The sequence below is a fragment of the Neisseria sp. WLZKY-1 genome (genome assembly GCF_046546535.1).
Classification (GTDB): Bacteria; Pseudomonadota; Gammaproteobacteria; order Burkholderiales; family Neisseriaceae; genus Neisseria.
In genome coordinates, this window is record NZ_JBKGTW010000003.1 from 106650 (window position 1) to 125005 (window position 18356).

The window sequence follows — 18356 nt, forward strand, 5'->3', positions numbered from 1 at the left end:
GATTTTCAGACGGCATAGTAGGCCGTCTGAAACCAACCCAAACCGACACGGCAACCCAAGGGAAAACCCATGACCGTCCACACCTACGAACACAAATACCGCCTTGCCCAAGCCTTCGAGCGCCGCTGGAAAAACGAAAAGCGCGAAGAAGCCGAAGCCAAAACCTTTTGGGACGAATTTTTCCGCATCTTCAACCTCGACCGCTACAAAACCGCCAGCCTCGAATACGCCGTCAAACACCACCGCCAGAAAACCACCAAATTTGCCGACGTTTTCTGGGTAGGCAGGCTCTTGTGCGAACACAAATCCGCCAACAAAGACCTCGACAAAGCCTTTGCGCAGGCCGCAGGCTATGTGGACGAAATCCGCCGCCACAATCCGGAAGACGTGCCGCGCCATGTCATCGTGTGCGACTTCGCCACCATGCGCCTTTACGATTTGCAGGCCGACACGCGCATCGATTTCCCGCTCGAAGACTTGCCCGAGCAGATTAAAAACCGCAATTTCGACTTTATGGACGGCATCGGCCGCGACCTCAAAGCCGCCGAAGAGCAGGCCAACATCGAAGCCGCCGATGCCGTGGGCAGCCTCTACCAAGCCTTTCGCGCCGATACCGCCTACAACGAACACGCCCTCAAACAATTCATCATCCGCCTTTTATTCTGCTTTTTCGCTGACGACACCCTGATTTTCGACAAAGGCCAGTTTGAAGACTACCTGCGCCGCCACACCAAAGAAGACGGCAGCGACACCGGCAGCACCCTCAACCAAATCTTCCAAGTGCTCGACACCCCGCCCGACAAACGCCCCGCGCGCATGAACAGCGAGCTTAAAGCCTTTCCCCATGTCAACGGCAAACTGTTTGAACACCAGATTGACGAATTTTATTTCGACGCCGAATTGCGCCAAAAGCTGCTCGAATGCTCGCAGCGCGACTGGGCGAAAATCAGCCCCGAAATCTTCGGCAGCCTGTTTCAAAGCGTGATGGACGGCAGCGAACGCCGCGCCGCCGGCGCGCACTACACCGAAGAAGCCAATATCTTAAAAGTCATCGACAGCCTGTTTATGAACAGCCTGAGCGCCGAACTGGCCGCCGCACGCAAAAGCGGCAAAGCCCAACGCCGCAAGCTCGCGCAAGCGCTGCACGAAAAAATAGGCCGTCTGAACTTCCTCGACCCCGCCTGCGGCTGCGGCAATTTTCTGGTCGTCGCCTACCGCGAACTGCGCCGCCTCGAAGACGAAATCATCGGCGAGCTTTTTGCCGAAAACCAGCTGCTCGACATCGCCACCATGCAGCGCGTCCACATCGGCCAATTCCACGGCATCGAGCTGGACGAATACCCCGCCCAAATCGCCAAAGTCGCCATGTGGCTCACCGACCACCAATGCAACCTCGCCACCGCCGAACGCTTCGGCACCACCCGCCCCACCATCCCGCTCACCGACAGCGCCGAAATCATCAACGCCAACGCATTGCACACCGAATGGCCGCAGGCCGATTACATCTTCGGCAACCCGCCGTTTATCGGAAAAGCCTACCAAAGTGCCGCGCAAAAAGCCGATATGGCCGCCATTGCAGGCCGTCTGAAAAACAGCGGCGTATTGGATTACGTATCCGCTTGGTATCTCAAAGCCGCCGACATCATGGAACATAGTCACCAGCAATCAATCACCCCCCCCCCCGATAAAAATTTACAATCCGAAATTCAGACGGCCTTTGTTTCCACCAATTCCATCTGCCAGGGCGACCAAGCCGCCACCTTATGGCAGCCCCTGTTTGAACGCGGCATCCGCATACAGTTTGCCCACCAGACCTTCCAATGGCAGAACCAGGCCAAAGGCGTGGCTGCCGTGCACTGCATCATCGTCGGCTTCGCATTCAAACAGCCCGACAGCCCCACGCTGTTCCGCTATCCCGACATCAAAGGCGAAGCGCAGCCGCAGGCCGCCCGCAACATCAACGCCTATCTGATTGATGCCGACAACGTTGCTATTGAAAAAAGCAACATTCAAATTACTAACGAAACTGGAATCTGCTTCGGCTCAATGCCCAACGATGGCGGCCATCTGCTGCTTACACCCGAAGAAAAAACCGTCCTGCTCGAAGCCGAACCCTTGGCCAAGCAATACATCCGCCCCTTTCTCGGTGCGGAAGAATTTCTCAACGGCAAACAACGCTGGTGCTTATGGTTTGACGGTTGCGATCTGGAACAGCTCAACCGTGATTTGAAAAAAATGCCGCAAGTGGCGCAGCGTATTGAAAAAGTGAAAACCGCACGTCAGGAAAGCAAACGTGCTGCCACCCAAAAACTCGCCGCCACCCCGCACCTGTTCGGCGAAATCCGCCAGCCCGCAAGCGGCAACTATCTTGCCATTCCCGAGGTTTCATCAGAAAAACGCAACTACATTCCCATCGGCTTTCTCGACAGCAACAGCATTGTCAGCAACAAAATCTATACACTTAGCAGCCCCACGCCGCTTTACCATTTCGGGCTGCTAATGTCCGCCATGCACAACGCCTTTATGCGTACCGTGGCAGGCCGTCTCGAAAGCCGCTACCAATATTCGGCAGGCATCGTGTACAACAACTTCCCCTTCCCCTTTGCCGCGCAAACGCCGTCTGAAAGCAAAAACGGCAGCGCACCGCCCGCCGCCGAACAGAAAGCCCGTGCCAAAATCGAAGAGGCTGCACAAAAGGTGTTGGACGTGCGCGAACAATACCGCCAAGCCGCCGTCAAAAAAGGCAGCACGCCGCCCACCCTCGCCCAACTCTACAACCCCTACACCGTCCACCCCTATCCCGACCTGCTCAAAGCCCATCAGGCGCTGGACAAAGCCGTCGACGCCGCCTACGGCTACACCGGCAAAAACGACGACGCCGACCGCGTGGCATTCCTGTTTGATGTGTACCGGCAACACCAAACCGCCACCCCCGAAAAAAAACCGCGCAAAAAGGCCGTCTGAAACCGTAGGCGGCGTCGAGTTCGGTTTGCAAGCGCTCGGACAGTTGGCCACGTTGGTTTTGGTAGTGCCGCCAATACATGCCCGGCGTGAAGCGGCAGGTCTGCGCGGCTTCGCTCTGGATGATGATGAGCTGGCTCAGCACAAAGGCGGCGGGGGCGTTTGGGCATGGTCGCTCTTTCGGGTGTTTTGCTTTTCAGGCTGCTTTTGCGGTTTGGCAGGCAGCCTGAAATGTATCGGCCGCTGTGTTTGCTCTCCCGCTTGTATTCCGTCGGGGCATAAACGGGGAAGGGAGTCAGATCCTCGGCAGGATTGGCGGTTTCAGACGGCCTGAAAATAGATACAAGTATCCGGCCTACGGGATGTTGCTTTGAGGCCGTCTGAAATTTGTCGGGCAACAGCGTCTCCTTCCGTTCGCGGAGGAAGGTTGAGTGGATGCGCGGCAGGTTCGGCTGTTTCAGACGGCCTTTCGGCCGAGATCGGCCGTCTGAAAACCGCAGACGGGGTTTCAGACGGCCTCTTCCTGGCCGTTGAGCTGTTTGAGCAGTTTGTCGGTTTTGTCGGGGTCTTCGTTGCGCAGGATGCGCAGGATGTCTTGTTCGAGGCGGTCGATGCTGCTGTGGATGACGATGTCTTTCACGGCCAGCAGGTTGTTGGTGTTCATGGAGAAGCTGCGCAGCCCCATGCCCAGCAGCAGGCGGGTGTAGAGGGTGTCGCCGGCCATTTCGCCGCAGAGGGAGACGGGTTTGTTCATGCGCTGGGCGGTGCGCAGGATGTGGGCGAGCAGGCGCAAAACGGCGGGGTGGGCGGGCTGGTAGAGGTAGCTGACGGCGTCGTCGCCGCGGTCGACGGAGAGGGTGTATTGGATGAGGTCGTTGGTGCCGATGGAGATGAAGTCGGCGTGTTTGAGCAGGCTGGATACGGTGAGGGCGGCGGAGGGGATTTCGATCATGCAGCCGGTCTGCACGCTGCCGAAGGTTTCGCCGCATTCGGTGAGCTGGCGGCGAGCGGTGTCGAGGTGGACGTGGCATTGTTTGAGTTCGGCCACAGAGCTGATCATCGGCCACATGATTTTGACGGGGCCGAGGGCAGCGGCGCGCAGGATGGCGCGCATTTGGGTGCGGAACATGACGGGCTCGGCCATGCACAGGCGGATGCCGGTGAGGCCGAGGGCGGGGTTGAGGCTGCCGTTGGGCGTACCGTTCTGGCCGAACCAGCGGGGGTTTTTGTCGACGCCCAGATCGACGGTGCGGATGGTGAGGGGTTTGCCTTTGAGTTTTTTGACGATGGCGGAATAAACGGCAAACTGTTCTTCTTCGTCGGGCAGGGTGTCGCGGTTGAGATAGAGGTATTCGCTGCGAAAGAGGCCGACGCCGTCGCCGCCGAGGGCGTGCAGGGCTTTGATGTCGTCGGCGCTTTCGATGTTGGCCGAGAGTTCGATTTGGATGCCGTCGGTGGTGGCGGCGGCGGTTTTTTTCAGTTTGCCCAGTTCGCGCTGTTTGCTTTTGTAGGCGCGCAGGCGGCGGCGGTATTCGGCGATGACGAGGTCGTCGGGGTCGATGATGAGGACGCCGTTGATGCCGTCGACGATGACCCATTCGTGTTCGCTGATGAGGGCGCGGGCGTTGGAGAGGCCGATAACGGAGGGGATGTCGAGGCTGCGGCCGAGGATGGCAGTGTGGCTGGTGGGGCCACCGGCGTCGGTAACGAAGGCGGTGACGCGCTGTTCTTTAAATTGGACGGTGTCGGCGGGCGAGAGGTCGTGGGCGATGAGGATGGTGTCGTCGAGGAGGTTGGCGTCGAGGTTGAGCTCGTTGCCCGTGCCGATGAGGTTGTTGTGGATGCGCTCGGCCACTTGCAGCATGTCTTGTTTGCGCGCCCGCAGGTATTCGTCCCCGATGGCGTCAAACTGGGCCGCCAGGCGGTCGGTTTGGATTTTCAACGCCCATTCGGCGTTGATTTTCTGCTCTTCGATGATGTCGGCCGGTTCGCGCGACAGGGTGACGTCGGTGAGCAGCATCAGGTGCAGGGAGATGAAGGCGCCCAGTTCGGTGGGGGCGTTTTCGGGAATGGTGCTGCGGATTTGTTCGAGCTGGCGGCGGGTGGTTTTCACGGCGGCCTCGTAGCGGGCGGTTTCGCCGTCGATTTCGTTTTCCGCCAGGTCATACTGCGGCACTTCTCCGCGTCCGCGCACCAAAAGATGGGCGCGGCCGATGGCGATGCCTTTGCCCGCCGCCACGCCGTGCAGCACGATGCCCATGTTTATTCTCCTTCGCCGAAGTAGTCGTTAATCAGCGCGGTGAGCGCCTGCATGGCGGCCGCTTCGTCGGCGCCGTCGGTTTCCAGCGTCACCATGCTGCCTTTGGCGGCGGCGAGCATCATCAGTCCCATAATGCTTTTGCCGTTGACGCGCTGCCCGTTGCGCGTTACCCAGACTTCGCAGGCAAACGGCGAGGCCGTCTGAACGAATTTGCTCGACGCACGGGCGTGCAGGCCGAGTTTGTTGATGATTTCGATGTCTTGTTTGAGCATGGTCTGGGATTTCCTATTCGGGGGCAGCGGTGAGGGCGATGATGCCGCTGACGGCCGCTTCGCGCACGGCTTCGGTAAAGGCGGCGAGGTCTTCAGCGGCGGCGGAATACTGCACGGCCTTCACCAGCATGGGGGCGTTGAGGCCGGTGAGGATGGCCACTTTCTGCGGCACGACGAGGCGGCGGGCGGCGTTGCACGGCGTTGCGCCGAAGATGTCGGCCAACACCAGCGTGCCGTGCGGTGCGGCCGTGTCGGCCAGCTCGCGCTGCAGGCGGGCGATGACGTCTTCGTGGTCTTCGTCGGGCTCGACGCCGAGCAGGCGGATGTGGGCGGGAATTTCGGGGAAAAAATGACCGGCCAGCTCCGTGTAGGCGCGGCCGAGGGCTTGGTGAGTGACGATAACGATGCCTATCATGGTGTGTTCTGCCGTCCTGTTTCGCTTCGCCGGAGCTTGGCTTTCACTCCGTTGAAGCCTCGCTTTCAGACGGCCTTGTTGTGTAAAAGGCGGCATTATATGTGAAAGCGGTATCCCGCGGGCAGACACAGGCCGTCTGAAAACGGTGAGGCCGTCTGAAAACGCCGCCCGACAATGTCGGGCGGCGTTTTCAGACGGCCTTTGCGTATGCGGCGGGCGCGCTTTATTTCACGCCGAAGTTGGGCAGTACTAGGGCGCATTTGACGCGCTCGCCGCGCCTGTTGCGCCTGCTGCGGCCGGCGATTCTGCCGCAGGAGTCGCCGGCGTCCCTGCCTTTGTCGGCTTCGCGGCGCGGTCGGCGCTCTTCGCTGCGGGCGCTGTCGCTGCGGCGGCGGTTTTCAGACGGCCTCTGCGCGGCACTCTCCTGCGTGCCTTTGTCCCACCATTGCGGCTCGAAGCCTTCGATGCGTTCGACGGCAATATCGCTGCCGGCCAGCTCTTTAATGGCTTCAAACATTTTCTGTTCGTTTTCGTCCATCAGCGAGATGGCGACGCCGTCGGCGCCGGCGCGGCCGGTGCGGCCGATGCGGTGGACATAGTCTTCGGGCTGGGCGGGCAGCTCGTAGTTGATAACAAAGGGCAGTTCGGCAATATCGAGGCCGCGGGCGGCGACGTCGGTGGCGACGAGGACGCGCAGGCTGCCTTCTTTGAAGGCGGCGAGGGTTTCGAGGCGGCTTTGCTGGGATTTGTCGCCGTGGATGGCTTGGGCGGCGATTTCGCGCCGCTGCAAATCGCGGGTGACCTGGTCGACGCTTTGTTTGGTTTTGCAGAAGACGATAACCTGCTTGATGTCCAAATCGACGATGAGGCGTTCGAGCAGGTGGCGTTTTTTGAAGGTGTCGACGGCGATGATGTGCTGTTCGACGTTGGCGTTGGCGGTGTTCTGCGCGGCGACTTCGACGAGTTCGGGCGCGTTCATGAAGTCTTGCGCGAGCTTGCGGATGGGGTCGGAGAAGGTGGCGGAGAAGAGCAGGGTTTGGCGCTCGCGCGGCAGCATCTGCATGATGGCGCGGATATCGTCGATGAAACCCATGTCGAGCATGCGGTCGGCTTCGTCGAGGACAACGATTTCGACTTTGTTGAAGTGAATGTTTTTCTGTTTGACATGGTCGAGCAGGCGGCCGACGGTGGCGACAACGATTTCGCAGCCGGCGCGCAAATCGGCGGTTTGCTTGTCCATGTTCACGCCGCCAAAGAGGACGGTGTGACGCAGCGGCAGGTTTTTGATGTAGCCCTGCACGTTTTGGTCGATTTGGTCGGCCAGCTCGCGCGTGGGCGTGAGCACCAGCATGCGCACGGGGTGCATGGCGGGCGAGGCGGAGGTGGTGGCAAAGCGTTTGAGGCGCTCCAGGCTCGGCAGCATAAAGGCAGCAGTTTTGCCGGTGCCGGTCTGCGCGGCGGCCAGCAGGTCGTGTCCGGCCAGCGCTTTGGGAATGGCGGCGGCCTGGATGGGCGTGGGATTTTCGTAGCCCTGATCGGTGAGGGCGGAGACGATTTCCTGACCCAAACCCAATGAGGAAAAGGGATTCATGGCGGTTCTTTCTGTTTTCAGACGGCCTCTTCGCCGCCTGCGTGATTCAGGGATAGTTTTGAAATAAATGACGGTTCCAAACGGCAAAGGCCGTCTGAAAAAATACAGTGCCCGACGTGCGGGTAAGGGCGCGCATTATGCCACAAAAGCCCGCCGCCGTTGCGCCCGCGCCCGTGCCGCAGGGCGGGGGAAAACGCAAGTTTTCCGCACAAACGGTTTGACCCAAATCAAAACAAACCGCGTGTTACATTATTACAATGCGCGCAATTTTGCGGCGGCGCAGCCGCGAAAGGCCGTCGGAAAACAGTTTGCCTGCGCCGTTTTCCCTACCGATTCCTCTTCTCACACAAATCAGGAGCCACTTCATGTCACCGTTCAAACTCTCCGCCCTCGCCCTTGCCCTCTTCGCCGGCCATGCCGCCGCCGACACCGCCGCACAGGCAGACAACATAGAAGAAAGCGAAGGCGTGGCGCAAGTCACCGTCACCGCCAAAAACCGTAGCCTGCGCACGGAAAACCGCAACAGCTACGCCGCCTCCGCCCTGCGCTCCACCACCGGTCTGATTCTCGCGCCTAAAGACATTCCCCAGTCCGTTACCGTCATCACCAAAAAACAGCTCGAAGACCAAGGCATCACCACGCTGGAAGACGCGCTGAAAACCGCCACCGGCGTCAACGTTTTCCAATCCGGCGGCCGCACCCACTTCATGTCGCGCGGCTACTTTATCGAGCAGTTTGAAGAAGACGGCATGGCAAGCCAAATCGGCTCGCCCGGCGGCTTCGGCCTCGGCGGCCCCTACGGCGACCCGACCAACGCCACCGATCTGGCGCTTTACGACCGCATCGAAGTGGTGCGCGGCGCGGCCGGTCTGACCCAAGCCAACAGCGAACCGGGCGGCACGATTAACGCCGCACGCAAAAAACCCACCGCGCAGCGCCAAATCAGCGCCGACCTTTTGGCCGACCGCTTCGGCAAAATCAACGGCACTTTCGACGCCTCCGGCACACTCAGCGGCGAACACGGCCTGCGCGGCCGCTTTGTCGGCTCCGTCACCCGCAACAAAACCTTCCGCGAACGCTCCGGCGGCCGCGACATCCTGCTCTACGGCGTGATGGAAAAAGACATCGGCGACAACGGCAAACTCACTTGGGGCGCAAGCCGCATCGACAAGAGCGAAACCCCCGACCTTGTCGGCCTGCCGCTTTATTCAGACGGCCGCGGCCTGCCGCGCAAACGCTATCTGGGCGCGGATTGGAACGAAAGCCGTCTGAAAAAAACCAACCTCTTCGCCGAATACGAACACTTCTTCAACGACAACTGGAAACTCTCCAGCAAACTCGACTGGCGCAAAACCGCCTCGGAAAAAGAATACTACTTCCTCGGCGGCATCAACGGCGAGGGCATCGGCACCGACGGCCTGGGCGCAACCTACAGCCACGACCGCTACGACAACGACTCGCGCCAATTTACCTGGCAGAACAACCTCACCGGCCGCTTCCAAGCGCTCGGCCGCAGCCACGACGTGTTTTTCATGCACAGCTTCTCCAAAGAAAAACACCACACCGTCAACCGCTGGCCCGACGACAGCCGCCGCTTCGACGCCGACAGCTTCAACGGCAGCGAAATCGCCAAACCCGACTGGGACGGCGCCGACATCAAAGCGCGCGGCGGCGACGGCCGCTACAAAACCCACGCCTTCGGCGCGGGTGTGCGCCTCAACCCCACCGAACGCCTGCACATCATGGCCGGCGGCCGCTACACCCGCTGGTACCGCTACCTGATTTGGGACAGAAACCTCAAAGACGGCACCCCGGGCACGGTTAACGAACTCAAACGCAACCGCTTCATCCCCTACGCCGGCGTCACCTACGACCTCACCCCGAGCCAAAGTCTCTACGCCAGCTACACCGCCATCTTCAAGCAAACCATGAACCGCGACGAAAACGACAACCTGCTGCCGCCGATTATGGGGCGCAACTACGAAATCGGCTGGAAAGGCCAATGGCTTTCAGGCCGTCTGAACACCGCGCTGGCCGCCTATTTCACCGACAAAGACAACGAAAACTTCCGCGTCAACGCCCCCAAACCCTACTGGGTCGCTCTCGACCGCCGCAGCAGGGGCGTGGAAGCCGAAATCTCCGGCGACCTGAGCGAGCGTTGGAAAATCTTCGCCGGCTACACCTTCAACCGCAGCGTCAACCGCAACACCATCCCCGGCGGCATTGCCAGCCGCGAAAAAGGCTACGATTTCAGCACCCACACGCCCAAACACATGCTGCGCCTCTACACCAGCTACACCCTGCCGACAGCAGGCAATAAATGGAGCGTCGGCCTCGGCATCAACAGCAGCAGCAAAACCTCCAACAGCATCCGCACCCTCACCCAAGGCGGCTACACCGTCTGGAACGCCAACCTGCAATACCGCCCCAACGCGCACATGCAGCTCGGCCTCGCCGTCAACAACCTCACCGACAAACGCTACTACACCAACCAATACGGCCGCAGCTTCGACAGCGGCAACTTCTACGGCGAACCGCGCAACGTCCTGCTCAGCTTCAAATGGAAAATGTAAAGGCCGTCTGAAAAGATGCCTTTCAGACGGCCTGAAACGGCTGCGGCATATGCAGGCCGTCTGAAAACCGTTTGGCGGTTTTCAGACGGCCTTTTGCCGTTTTGCAAACAGATATCGGCTTCGGTGATCCGATCGGCGAACCCAAAAGGCTGTTTCCGCCTTCGCGGGAATGACGTTTCTGAAACCGAAAATCCCGCCGCGCATCTGACTCCCTCCCCTGCACCCCAAGCGCAGGGGAAGGTTAGGGTGGGAGCGGCGTTTCGCGGAAACGCTTTTCTCCCGCCGCATCCCGCTGGATATTTCCGTCCGGCAAAAGGCCGTCTGAAAATCCGTTTGTGGTTTTAATGTAGTTGAAACAACGCAAATTCCGTTTTCAGACGACCTCCTGCCCCATATAATCCGCCGCTTTTCCACCCCGTTCCCCTATCCCGCCATGCCCGGACACCTGCTCCCCGCCCTCCTCCTTGCCGCCCTCCTCGCCTCCTGCGCCTCCTTCACCGAACACGCCCCCGCGCCTGTGGAAACCGCCGCTTCGCTCGGTTTACCCGATTCTCCCCAGCCGCCGGTTTCGCCCGAGTGGTGGCGCGCGTTAAACGATGCGAAGCTCGACGCGCTGATCGACACCGCTTTGGCAAAATCGCCTGATTTGGCGGCGGTGGCGGCGCGTTTGCGTCAGGCGGAAGCGGGGGCGCGGCTGGCGGATTCGCAGGGCGGCGTGAAAATCGGTTTGAACGCAGGCGGCGCGTTTGTCCACCGCGACGGCTTGGGCGGCGGCGACAAATCGCGGTTGGCTACCGATCTGGAACACCGCCTGTTTGGCGAACACGGCGTAAACATCGGCTACGAATCGCTGCAACTGCAAGGCCAATGGTCGCCCGATATTTTCGGCAAATACCGCCACCAGCTTGAAGCTGCGCTGGGGCAGCAACGCGCCGTCGAATACGAACGCGCGCAAACGCGGCTGCTGATTGCGCAGGGCGTGGCGGCGTATTACCGCCAATGGCAGATGCTGCTCGAACAGCGGCAAATCGTGGAAAAGCGCTTTCAAATCAACCGCGAACGCGAGCGCGTGGTGCGCGAACTGATCCGCGCGGGGCAGCTTGCGCCGAGCAGGCTGTATGCCGTGCAGCAGGGCAACAGCCGCTTTCAGACGGCCTTGTCGGATTTGGACGCCAACACCGCCCAAGTGCGCCACGCCCTTGCTGCGCTCACGGGGCAGCAGGCGCAGGCTTTGGACAACTTTATCCCCAACGCCGCCGCAGCCGTGCCGCAGCCGCCCGTCTCGCAGTTGAGCGCCGATTTGCTCGGCAAACGCCCCGATTTGGCGGCGCAGCGCGAAGGGCTGATGGCGCGGCGGCATTTGGTGCAGAGCGCGAAAACCGAGTTTTATCCGAACATTACGATTAAGGGGCTGGCGGGCTTGGCGAATCTGGAAATCGGCCATCTGCCCGCGTCCAAATCGTTTACCGCCGCCGTGTTGCCCAGCGTGAGCCTGCCGATTTTCACATCGGGTGCGCTGCGGGCGAACCTGTCGAAAAAAGAAGCCGAGTTTGACGAACAGGCAGCGCGTTACAACAAAAACGTGTACACCGCCCTGCGCGAAGCCGCCGACGCGCTCACGCAATACGAAGCCGCCGCAGCGTCGGTGCGCGAACAAAGCGAAATGACCGCCCTCGCCCGCAAAAACGCCGCCGCCGCCAAAAGCCGCTGGCAATCGGGCTTGGACAACAAGCTCGACTACCTCGCCGCGCAGGACGAGACCCTGCAAAACGAAAGCCAGCTCTCGCAGGCGCAAACGAAGCTGTTTACCGCGTGGCTGGCGTTGAATACCGCATTTGGCGGCGGATTTGAAGCGGGCGGAGGACAATAAGGCAGCCTGAAAAGTCGTTTGCCGTTTCGCCTTCGGTTTTCAGGCTGCCTCAAATGCAGATGGGAAGCCCGAAGGCAGCCTGAAAACGGTTTTTCCCTTGTGGGGAAACGTCGGATTCCAGAATCCGAACGACAGTTATCCCGCTTCGTTTTTGAACCATTCTGTTTTTTCACGATGATTACGCTCAATCAAAAAATTGTCTCGGTAAAAGGACTGTTCCATGTGTTCCCCACGGAAGACAGCCCTTTTGATTTTCAGGATCTGATCGAAATCTACTTTGGTTTGGAGCGCGGTTCGCTTTTAATCAAATGCAACGGCAGCAAAGAGAATTTAGCCTGCGAATTCAACCGCGAGCTTGAAAGCGTTTCTTTGGGAGAATACGGGTCGTTCAAAATATTTGATGTGGGCGGGCTTGATCTGTTCCGTCCGCTGCAAGGCGAGACTTTGCGGGACATGAAAAAACTGTACGACATCCACGGCGAAATCGGTTTCCGCCTGCTGTTCCGACATACTTTGCTTGATTTGATCAATTGGGGCGACGAATTGCTGGTTTTGCAGCAACCCAATGCTTTATCGGGCGAATATTTTTGTAAACAGGAGTAGACAAGTTTCCCCCGTTTTCAGGCTGCCTTTCAGACGGCATCAAAGGCAGCCTGAAACCCCAAACGCCGTCTGAAAAACAGCCCCCAAAGGATTTTCAACAACCATGACCCTCAAACACGGCAACTACACTTTCAAGCCGCACGAGATGCCGATGATGGCGGGTGCGCCCGCTTCGCCCGACCATCCGAAAAAACGCCGTCTCGCCTATCTTGCCATCGGCGTTCTGCTCTCTCTGGCAGCGGGTTTTCAAAACGGTTTTCTCTCTGCCGTGCTGCCGCAACTGCGCGGTGATTTGGCGTTGGATTTGCAGCAGGGCGGCTGGATACAGGCGGCGTATTTTATGTCTTACGCCTGCATGAGCATTTTGTTTTTCAAAATCCGCAAGGCCTTCGGCGTGCAGCGTTTTGTGCGCATCACGCTGTTTGCGCTGCTCACCGCCAACCTGTCGCAGCAGCTTTGGCACCATTACGAAGTGGAGCTGTTTGCCCGCGCCTCGGCAGGGATTGCCGCCAGCGGTTTGCTGGTGTTGTCGATGTATTATTTTATGCAGGCGTTTGCCGGCGAGAAAAAGCTGGCGGGGCTGGTGTTCGGCATCGGGCTGATGCAGGTAGGCACGCCGCTGGCGCAAGCGTTTGTGCCGTTTCTTTACGCCGACGGCCTGCTCGGCTCGGTATTCGCCTTTCAGACGGCCTTGTCGCTCGCCTGCATTGCCGGAGTGTCCGCGCTGCCGCTGCCGCCCGGTTTTCACGAACGCGGCTCGTTCACGCTTATGGATGCCGTCAGCTTTACCCTGTTTGCCGTCGGCATCGCGCTGTTGTGCGCCTTTCTCGTGCAGGGGCGCACGGTGTGGTGGACAACCCATTGGCTGGGCTGGCTGCTGGCGGGCGGCGTGGGGCTGACCGGGCTGGCGCTGTTTTGGGAAGCGCGCCGCCGCAAACCGATGCTCGACTGGCATTGGATGACCGTGCCGCAAATCCTGATTTTCGCCGTGATGGGCGCGATGGCGCGGCTTTTGACTTCGGAGCAGACCGTCGGCGCGGCGGGGCTGATGGCAACCTTGGGCATCGGCGGCACGCAGATGGGCGGCTTTTACCTGATGATGGCGATCGCCTCGCTGGCAGGCGTGGTGGCCAGCCTGATTTTGTTGGACATCAACGACATACGCAAACCCGTGATGATTGCGCTGGCCTGTTTCGCGCTCGGCGCATGGCTGGAAATCGGCGTCGGCATGCAAACCCGCCCCGCGCAGCTTTATCTCAGCCAGAGCATCGCCGCCTTTGCCACACTCCTGTTTATGGGGCCGATGATGCTCGAAGGCATCGTGCGTGCGCTCGCCAAAAGCCCCGACCACATCATGAGTTTTTCCGCCGTATTCGGGCTGTCGCAAACCCTCGGCGGGCTGGCGGGCGCAGGCATTTTCAGCGCCTTTCTCACCTACCGCACGCGCGACCGACTCACCGACATCGCGCAAAACCTCACATTGGACAACCCCGCGCTCGCCGCCGACATCCGACGCAACGCCGCCGCCCTCTCCACCGCCCTCACCGACCCCGCCCAACTGCAAGGGCGCGCCGTGTCGCAAATCACCGCCCAAGCCGCCAAAGAAGCCGCCGTCGCCGCCTACAGCGACCTATTCGCCCTGCTCGCCGTGATGGCCGCCGTCAGCGCGCTGGTTTCGTTTGCCCTGTGGCTCTACCGCAGGTATTACAAGATTGATATTTTGGCGAAAGAGAAAAAGGTGGTGTTTGCGATGCTGGGAAGATAGGGTTTCAGGCTGCCTTTCAGACGGCATTAAGGGCAGCCTGAAAAGCAAACTGCTTTGATTTGCGCCTTGGGTGCAAAACGGTTCGCCGCCCTTTCAGGCTGCCTGCCGTTTGCCCCGTTACCCGCCACCGCCTACAATACGCCAACCGCCCGTTTGCAAAGGAATCAACAAGATGAACACCATCACCGCCCGCGACTTCAACCAAAACGCCGCCCAAGCCAGACAGCTTGCCGAGCGCGAACCCGTATTCGTAACCGACCACGGCGAACCTTCGCACGTGTTAATGAGCTACGCCCTTTACCAACGCCTTACCCATCGCCAAAAAAGCAATGCCGCGCGCGTCAGCATGAGTGAAGAAGCTGCCGCGCAGATAGACGACGATTTTGAATTTGGACGCGTTGATATTGCCGAACGGGAAGGGCAGTTCTGATGTACCTGCTGGATACCAACATCATCAGCGAAATGCGCAAAGCCGATACCCGCCGCCGCTCGCCGCAGTTCGTCCGCTGGCTGGAAAGTGTCGATCTGGAAAGCTGCCACCTTTGCGCCATGAGCCTGTTTGAAGTGGAAACGGGCATTTTGCGCAAAGAACGGCAGGACGCGGCACAAGGCAGGCTGCTGCGGGAATGGTTTGAACACACCTTAAAACCCGAATTCCGCGACCGCGTTTTCCCCGTATCGTCCGCTGTCGCGCTGCGCACCGCCCGACTGCATGTTCCCAATCCCGCCGCCATCATCGATTCTTTTATCGCCGCCACCGCAATGGAACACGGCAAAATCGTGGTAACGCGCAATGTGAAAGACTTTGCCGGCTTCGGCGTAACAATCGTCAATCCGTTTGAATAAGGGAGAACGGATTGGTTTGAAAAACATTCAGGCAGCCTGAAAGCCGCAGGCTTAAATCTCATTCAAACAAACGCAGTCAAACAACATGCAAAACCTGCTTTCAGGCTGCCTTTCAGACGACATCAAAGGCAGCCTGAAAACCCATCCCACGGAAACCCCAAACATGACCGAACAAGAGCCAATCCCCAACCCCGAACAAACCCCCGAGCCGCAAACCCCAACGCCGTCTGCCCCCCCCGAAGCCACCCAATGGCAGCCTGAAAAACGCCGTTTCGGCGGCATCGCCATTCTTGCCGCCACCGCCGCAGGCGTATTGCTCTCGCTGTATGCGTGGCGGCTGCCGCCGTTTGGCATCGGCGAGGTGTACACCAACAATGCCTATGTGCGCGGCAGCGTTACCGTGGTCAGCCCGCGCGTGGGCGGCTATGTGCAGAAGGTTTTGGTGAACGATTTTGCCGAAGTGAAAAAGGGCGACCCGCTGGTAGAGATTGACCCCGCGCCCTATCAGGCGAAAGTGGCGCAGGCAAAGGCAGGCTTGGCGGCTCAGCAGGCGGCGTTGAGCAAAACCACGCAGGACAAGGCTTCCGCGCTGGCGGCATCCAAAGCCAATCAGGCGGTGATTGACAACGCCCAAGCCCAGCTTGACCGCGCCCGCCGCGAGTGGCAGCGCATTCAGACGGCCTCGCCCGATGCCGTGTCGCAAAGCAGCCGAGATGCCGCGCAAACCGCCGTCAAACAAGCCGAAGCGGGCGTGCGGCAGGCGCGCCAGCAATACGCCGTGGCGCAGCAAAACATTATCAACACAGGCGTCGGCCGCGAAGGCGCACAAGCGGGCATCGCCAACGCGCAGGCGCTGCTGGATTTGGCGGAACAAGAGCTCGGACACACCGTGATTTACGCCCCCGCCAGCGGCAAACTCGGCGAAGTGGCGGTGAAAAACGGCCAGCTCGTCAGCGCAGGCACGCAACTGATGTCGGTGGTGCCACCCGAGCGCTGGGTGATCGCCAACATCAAGGAAACCGACATGAAAAACGTGCGCGTCGGCCAGAGTGCCACCATCACCGTCGACGCGCTCGGCGGCACGGCGTTCAGCGGCAAAGTCAGCCAAATCGCCCCCGCCACCGCCTCCGAATTCAGCCTGATTAAGGCCGACAGCGGCACGGGCAACTTCGTGAAAATTGCCCAGCGCATCGCGGTGAAAATCACGCTGGATGCCGGGCAGAAAGATTGGGAACGCCTGTCGCCGGGGATGTCGGCGGAAGTTACCGTGTCCACACGACCATAAACGCAAAGGCCGTCTGAAACCCGGTTCAGACGGCCTTTTGCAGCGCGAAAGTAAGCATATGGCAAAACTCATCCGACAATTTTTCCGCCTTGCCCGTCCGTTTTGGGCGGGCGCGTCGCAATGGCGCGAATGGCTGCTTTTGGCCGCCATCATCGCTTTTACCCTGTTTTCCACCACCATCAGCGTGTGGATTGCGGCATGGGACAAGCGTTTTTACGATGCGCTGGCGGCGTTTGACGGCAAGGCGATGCCTGCCTTAATCGTTGAATATTTGGGCTATATGGCAATGATTATCGCCTGTATCGTCTGCGCCGAATGGTTGCAGAAGCGGCTGGTGTTCCGCTGGCGCACGCACCTTACGGCGCAGTTTCAGCGCGAATGGCTCGGCGGCCACAAGCATTACCGCCTCCAGCTTACGGGCGAGCCGGACAACCCCGACCAGCGCATCGCCGAAGACGTGTCGCTTCTGGCTTCGCAAAGCATCAGCCTGCTGCTGTCGTTTATCAACAATGTCGCCAAATTCAGCGCCTTTGTCGGCGTGCTGTGGGGCTTGTCGGGCGTGCAAACCTTCGCGCTGGGCGGCCGCACGTTTACCGTTTACGGCTATCTGGTGTGGGTGGCGCTGGCCTATTCCGCGCTCAGCACGCTGGCGGCGCACTTTGTCGGCCGCAAGCTTAAAGACCTCAATATCGAACGCCAGCACCGCGAAGCAGACTACCGTGCCGCCCTGCTGCGCGTGCGCGACCATGCCGAACAGGTGGCGTTTTACCACGGCGCGGAGGCCGAGCAAGGCCGTCTGAAACAGCGTTTCAAGCGCATCCGCGACAACTGGTTCCGCCTGACCAACTGCGAATTCCGTTACGGCACCTTTTGGGCGACTTATGTGCGCATCAGCATTTTCATTCCCATTCTCGCCACGCTGCCGATGTATCTGGCCAAAACGCTCACTTTCGGCGACATGATGCAGACGCGCACGTCCTTTGCCCGCATCCAGGACAGCTTCGGCTGGTTTACCGATGCCTACCGCCGTCTGGTCGAATGGGCGGCAGTGATCGAGCGCTTGGGCAACTTTCAGGCTGCTTTGGACGATGCCGAACGGCACACCAAGCAGCCTGAAAGTCCGCTTTGTCTGCCTGATAACGCGGATGGCGCAAACGGCTTTTTGCAGCTGGATGCCACCGCCGTCCACACCCCGCAGGGGCGGGCGATGCTGCGCCCCGTAAGCCTGAGTGCCCGCGCGCCCGAATGGCTGCTGTTTGAAGGGAAAAGCGGCATCGGCAAATCCACCCTGCTGCGCGTGTTGGCCGGACTGTGGCCGTATCACGGCGGGCACTACCGAATCGACGGCAGCTGCCTGTTTCTGCCGCAACGCCCCTACCTGCCCTACGACAGCCTGCGCGCCGCCGTCTGCTACCCCCATGCCGACAATGCCGACGATGCCGCCATTCAAGCGGCCTTGGAACAAGTCGGCTTAGGCCGTCTGAAACACCATCTCGAGCAAAAACAAGAATGGCACAGCCATCTCTCCGGCGGCGAACAACAACGCCTCAGCCTCGCCCGCGCCCTGGTTTTCCGCCCGCAAATCCTGTTTCTCGACGAAGCCACCAATCAGCTTGACGATGCTTCCTCGCTTGAGCTGATGCAAATACTCAAACAAGAGCTGCCCGACTCCTTGATTATCGGCATCAGCCACCAAAGCCAAGTGCAGGCACTGTTCGACAGGCGGATAAAGCTGGAAGCAGCGGAATAAAGCCGCCCAAGCCGCAAAGAAAAGGCCGTCTGAAAAGGCCGTCTGAAAAGGCCGTCTGAAAAGGCCGTCTGAAAAGGCCGTCTGAAAAGGCCGTCTGAAAAGGCCGTCTGAAAAGGCCGTCTGAAAAGGCCGTCTGAAAAGGCCGTCTGAAAAGGCCGTCTGAAA

General features: G+C 59.8%; 14 protein-coding genes. 9 read left to right on the forward strand and 5 right to left on the reverse strand.

The features are described 5' to 3' along the window. Positions 1-69 precede the first annotated feature (69 nt). Positions 70-2964 (forward strand): DNA methyltransferase, encoded by a 2895-nt coding sequence (locus ACLD9W_RS01985; RefSeq protein ID WP_410840457.1) that lies wholly within the window; start codon positions 70-72, stop codon positions 2962-2964. 505 nt (positions 2965-3469) lie between these two features. Here the strand turns inward: ACLD9W_RS01985 and ptsP are convergent. From ptsP to ACLD9W_RS02005, 4 genes are all read right to left on the reverse strand, one after another. Beyond that, the gene (gene ptsP, locus ACLD9W_RS01990; protein WP_410840458.1) at positions 3470-5221 is read right to left on the reverse strand and encodes a phosphoenolpyruvate--protein phosphotransferase; all 1752 of its coding nucleotides are present in this window, start codon (positions 5219-5221) and stop codon (positions 3470-3472) included. 2 nt (positions 5222-5223) lie between these two features. Beyond that, positions 5224-5493 carry an HPr family phosphocarrier protein gene (locus ACLD9W_RS01995; protein WP_410840459.1) on the reverse strand — a complete coding sequence of 90 codons (270 nt, stop codon included), beginning with the start codon at positions 5491-5493 and terminating at the stop codon, positions 5224-5226. Between the two features lie 13 nt (positions 5494-5506). Beyond that, entirely contained in the window at positions 5507-5908 is a 402-nt protein-coding gene (locus ACLD9W_RS02000; protein WP_410840460.1) for a PTS sugar transporter subunit IIA, read from the reverse strand. Between the two features lie 223 nt (positions 5909-6131). Continuing rightward, positions 6132-7499 carry a DEAD/DEAH box helicase gene (locus tag ACLD9W_RS02005; RefSeq protein ID WP_410840461.1) on the reverse strand — a complete coding sequence of 456 codons (1368 nt, stop codon included), beginning with the start codon at positions 7497-7499 and terminating at the stop codon, positions 6132-6134. Positions 7500-7864: 365 nt separating this feature from the next. On the opposite strand from ACLD9W_RS02005, the gene ACLD9W_RS02010 reads away from it, so the two are divergent. The 8 genes from ACLD9W_RS02010 to ACLD9W_RS02045 all read left to right on the forward strand — a co-directional run bounded on the left by ACLD9W_RS02010 (position 7865) and on the right by ACLD9W_RS02045 (position 18191). Then, a complete protein-coding gene (locus tag ACLD9W_RS02010) occupies positions 7865-10072 on the forward strand; it encodes a TonB-dependent siderophore receptor (protein WP_410840462.1) in 2208 nt (735 codons plus the stop codon). Positions 10073-10505: 433 nt separating this feature from the next. Next, a complete protein-coding gene (locus tag ACLD9W_RS02015; RefSeq protein ID WP_410840463.1) occupies positions 10506-11942 on the forward strand; it encodes an efflux transporter outer membrane subunit in 1437 nt (478 codons plus the stop codon). 174 nt (positions 11943-12116) lie between these two features. Then, positions 12117-12545: a hypothetical protein gene (locus ACLD9W_RS02020; protein ID WP_410840464.1), complete on the forward strand. Its 429-nt coding sequence runs from the start codon at positions 12117-12119 to the stop codon at positions 12543-12545. A 103-nt stretch (positions 12546-12648) separates the two neighbouring features. Continuing rightward, the gene (locus ACLD9W_RS02025; RefSeq protein WP_410840465.1) at positions 12649-14310 is read left to right on the forward strand and encodes an MFS transporter; all 1662 of its coding nucleotides are present in this window, start codon (positions 12649-12651) and stop codon (positions 14308-14310) included. Positions 14311-14482: 172 nt separating this feature from the next. Next, entirely contained in the window at positions 14483-14740 is a 258-nt protein-coding gene (locus tag ACLD9W_RS02030) for a type II toxin-antitoxin system Phd/YefM family antitoxin (protein WP_410840466.1), read from the forward strand. Then, positions 14740-15156: a type II toxin-antitoxin system VapC family toxin gene (locus ACLD9W_RS02035; RefSeq protein WP_410840467.1), complete on the forward strand. Its 417-nt coding sequence runs from the start codon at positions 14740-14742 to the stop codon at positions 15154-15156. Before ACLD9W_RS02030 ends, ACLD9W_RS02035 begins: the two co-directional genes overlap by 1 nt. Before the next feature lie 163 nt (positions 15157-15319). Next, a complete protein-coding gene (locus ACLD9W_RS02040; RefSeq protein WP_410840471.1) occupies positions 15320-16441 on the forward strand; it encodes an HlyD family secretion protein in 1122 nt (373 codons plus the stop codon). Positions 16442-16499: 58 nt separating this feature from the next. Beyond that, on the forward strand, positions 16500-18191 hold the full coding sequence (locus ACLD9W_RS02045) for an ABC transporter ATP-binding protein/permease (protein ID WP_410840468.1): 1692 nt from the start codon (positions 16500-16502) through the stop codon (positions 18189-18191). Here the strand turns inward: ACLD9W_RS02045 and ACLD9W_RS02050 are convergent. Beyond that, the coding region (locus ACLD9W_RS02050) for a hypothetical protein (protein ID WP_410840469.1) at positions 18127-18356 on the reverse strand (230 nt) is incomplete at its 5' end. The genes ACLD9W_RS02045 and ACLD9W_RS02050 overlap by 65 nt on opposite strands.

Bases quoted from the DNA above. Each gene is read 5' to 3' on its own strand.
- ACLD9W_RS02045 (WP_410840468.1), top strand. From the start codon at position 16,500: ATGGCAAAACTCATCCGACAATTTTTCCGCCTTGCCCGTCCGTTTTGG.
- ptsP (WP_410840458.1), bottom strand. From the start codon at position 5,221: ATGGGCATCGTGCTGCACGGCGTGGCGGCGGGCAAAGGCATCGCCATC.
- ACLD9W_RS02030 (WP_410840466.1), top strand. From the start codon at position 14,483: ATGAACACCATCACCGCCCGCGACTTCAACCAAAACGCCGCCCAAGCC.
- ACLD9W_RS02000 (WP_410840460.1), bottom strand. From the start codon at position 5,908: ATGATAGGCATCGTTATCGTCACTCACCAAGCCCTCGGCCGCGCCTAC.
- ACLD9W_RS02025 (WP_410840465.1), top strand. From the start codon at position 12,649: ATGACCCTCAAACACGGCAACTACACTTTCAAGCCGCACGAGATGCCG.
- ACLD9W_RS01995 (WP_410840459.1), bottom strand. From the start codon at position 5,493: ATGCTCAAACAAGACATCGAAATCATCAACAAACTCGGCCTGCACGCC.
- ACLD9W_RS01985 (WP_410840457.1), top strand. From the start codon at position 70: ATGACCGTCCACACCTACGAACACAAATACCGCCTTGCCCAAGCCTTC.
- ACLD9W_RS02005 (WP_410840461.1), bottom strand. From the start codon at position 7,499: ATGAATCCCTTTTCCTCATTGGGTTTGGGTCAGGAAATCGTCTCCGCC.
- ACLD9W_RS02035 (WP_410840467.1), top strand. From the start codon at position 14,740: ATGTACCTGCTGGATACCAACATCATCAGCGAAATGCGCAAAGCCGAT.
- ACLD9W_RS02040 (WP_410840471.1), top strand. From the start codon at position 15,320: ATGACCGAACAAGAGCCAATCCCCAACCCCGAACAAACCCCCGAGCCG.
- ACLD9W_RS02015 (WP_410840463.1), top strand. From the start codon at position 10,506: ATGCCCGGACACCTGCTCCCCGCCCTCCTCCTTGCCGCCCTCCTCGCC.
- ACLD9W_RS02010 (WP_410840462.1), top strand. From the start codon at position 7,865: ATGTCACCGTTCAAACTCTCCGCCCTCGCCCTTGCCCTCTTCGCCGGC.
- ACLD9W_RS02020 (WP_410840464.1), top strand. From the start codon at position 12,117: ATGATTACGCTCAATCAAAAAATTGTCTCGGTAAAAGGACTGTTCCAT.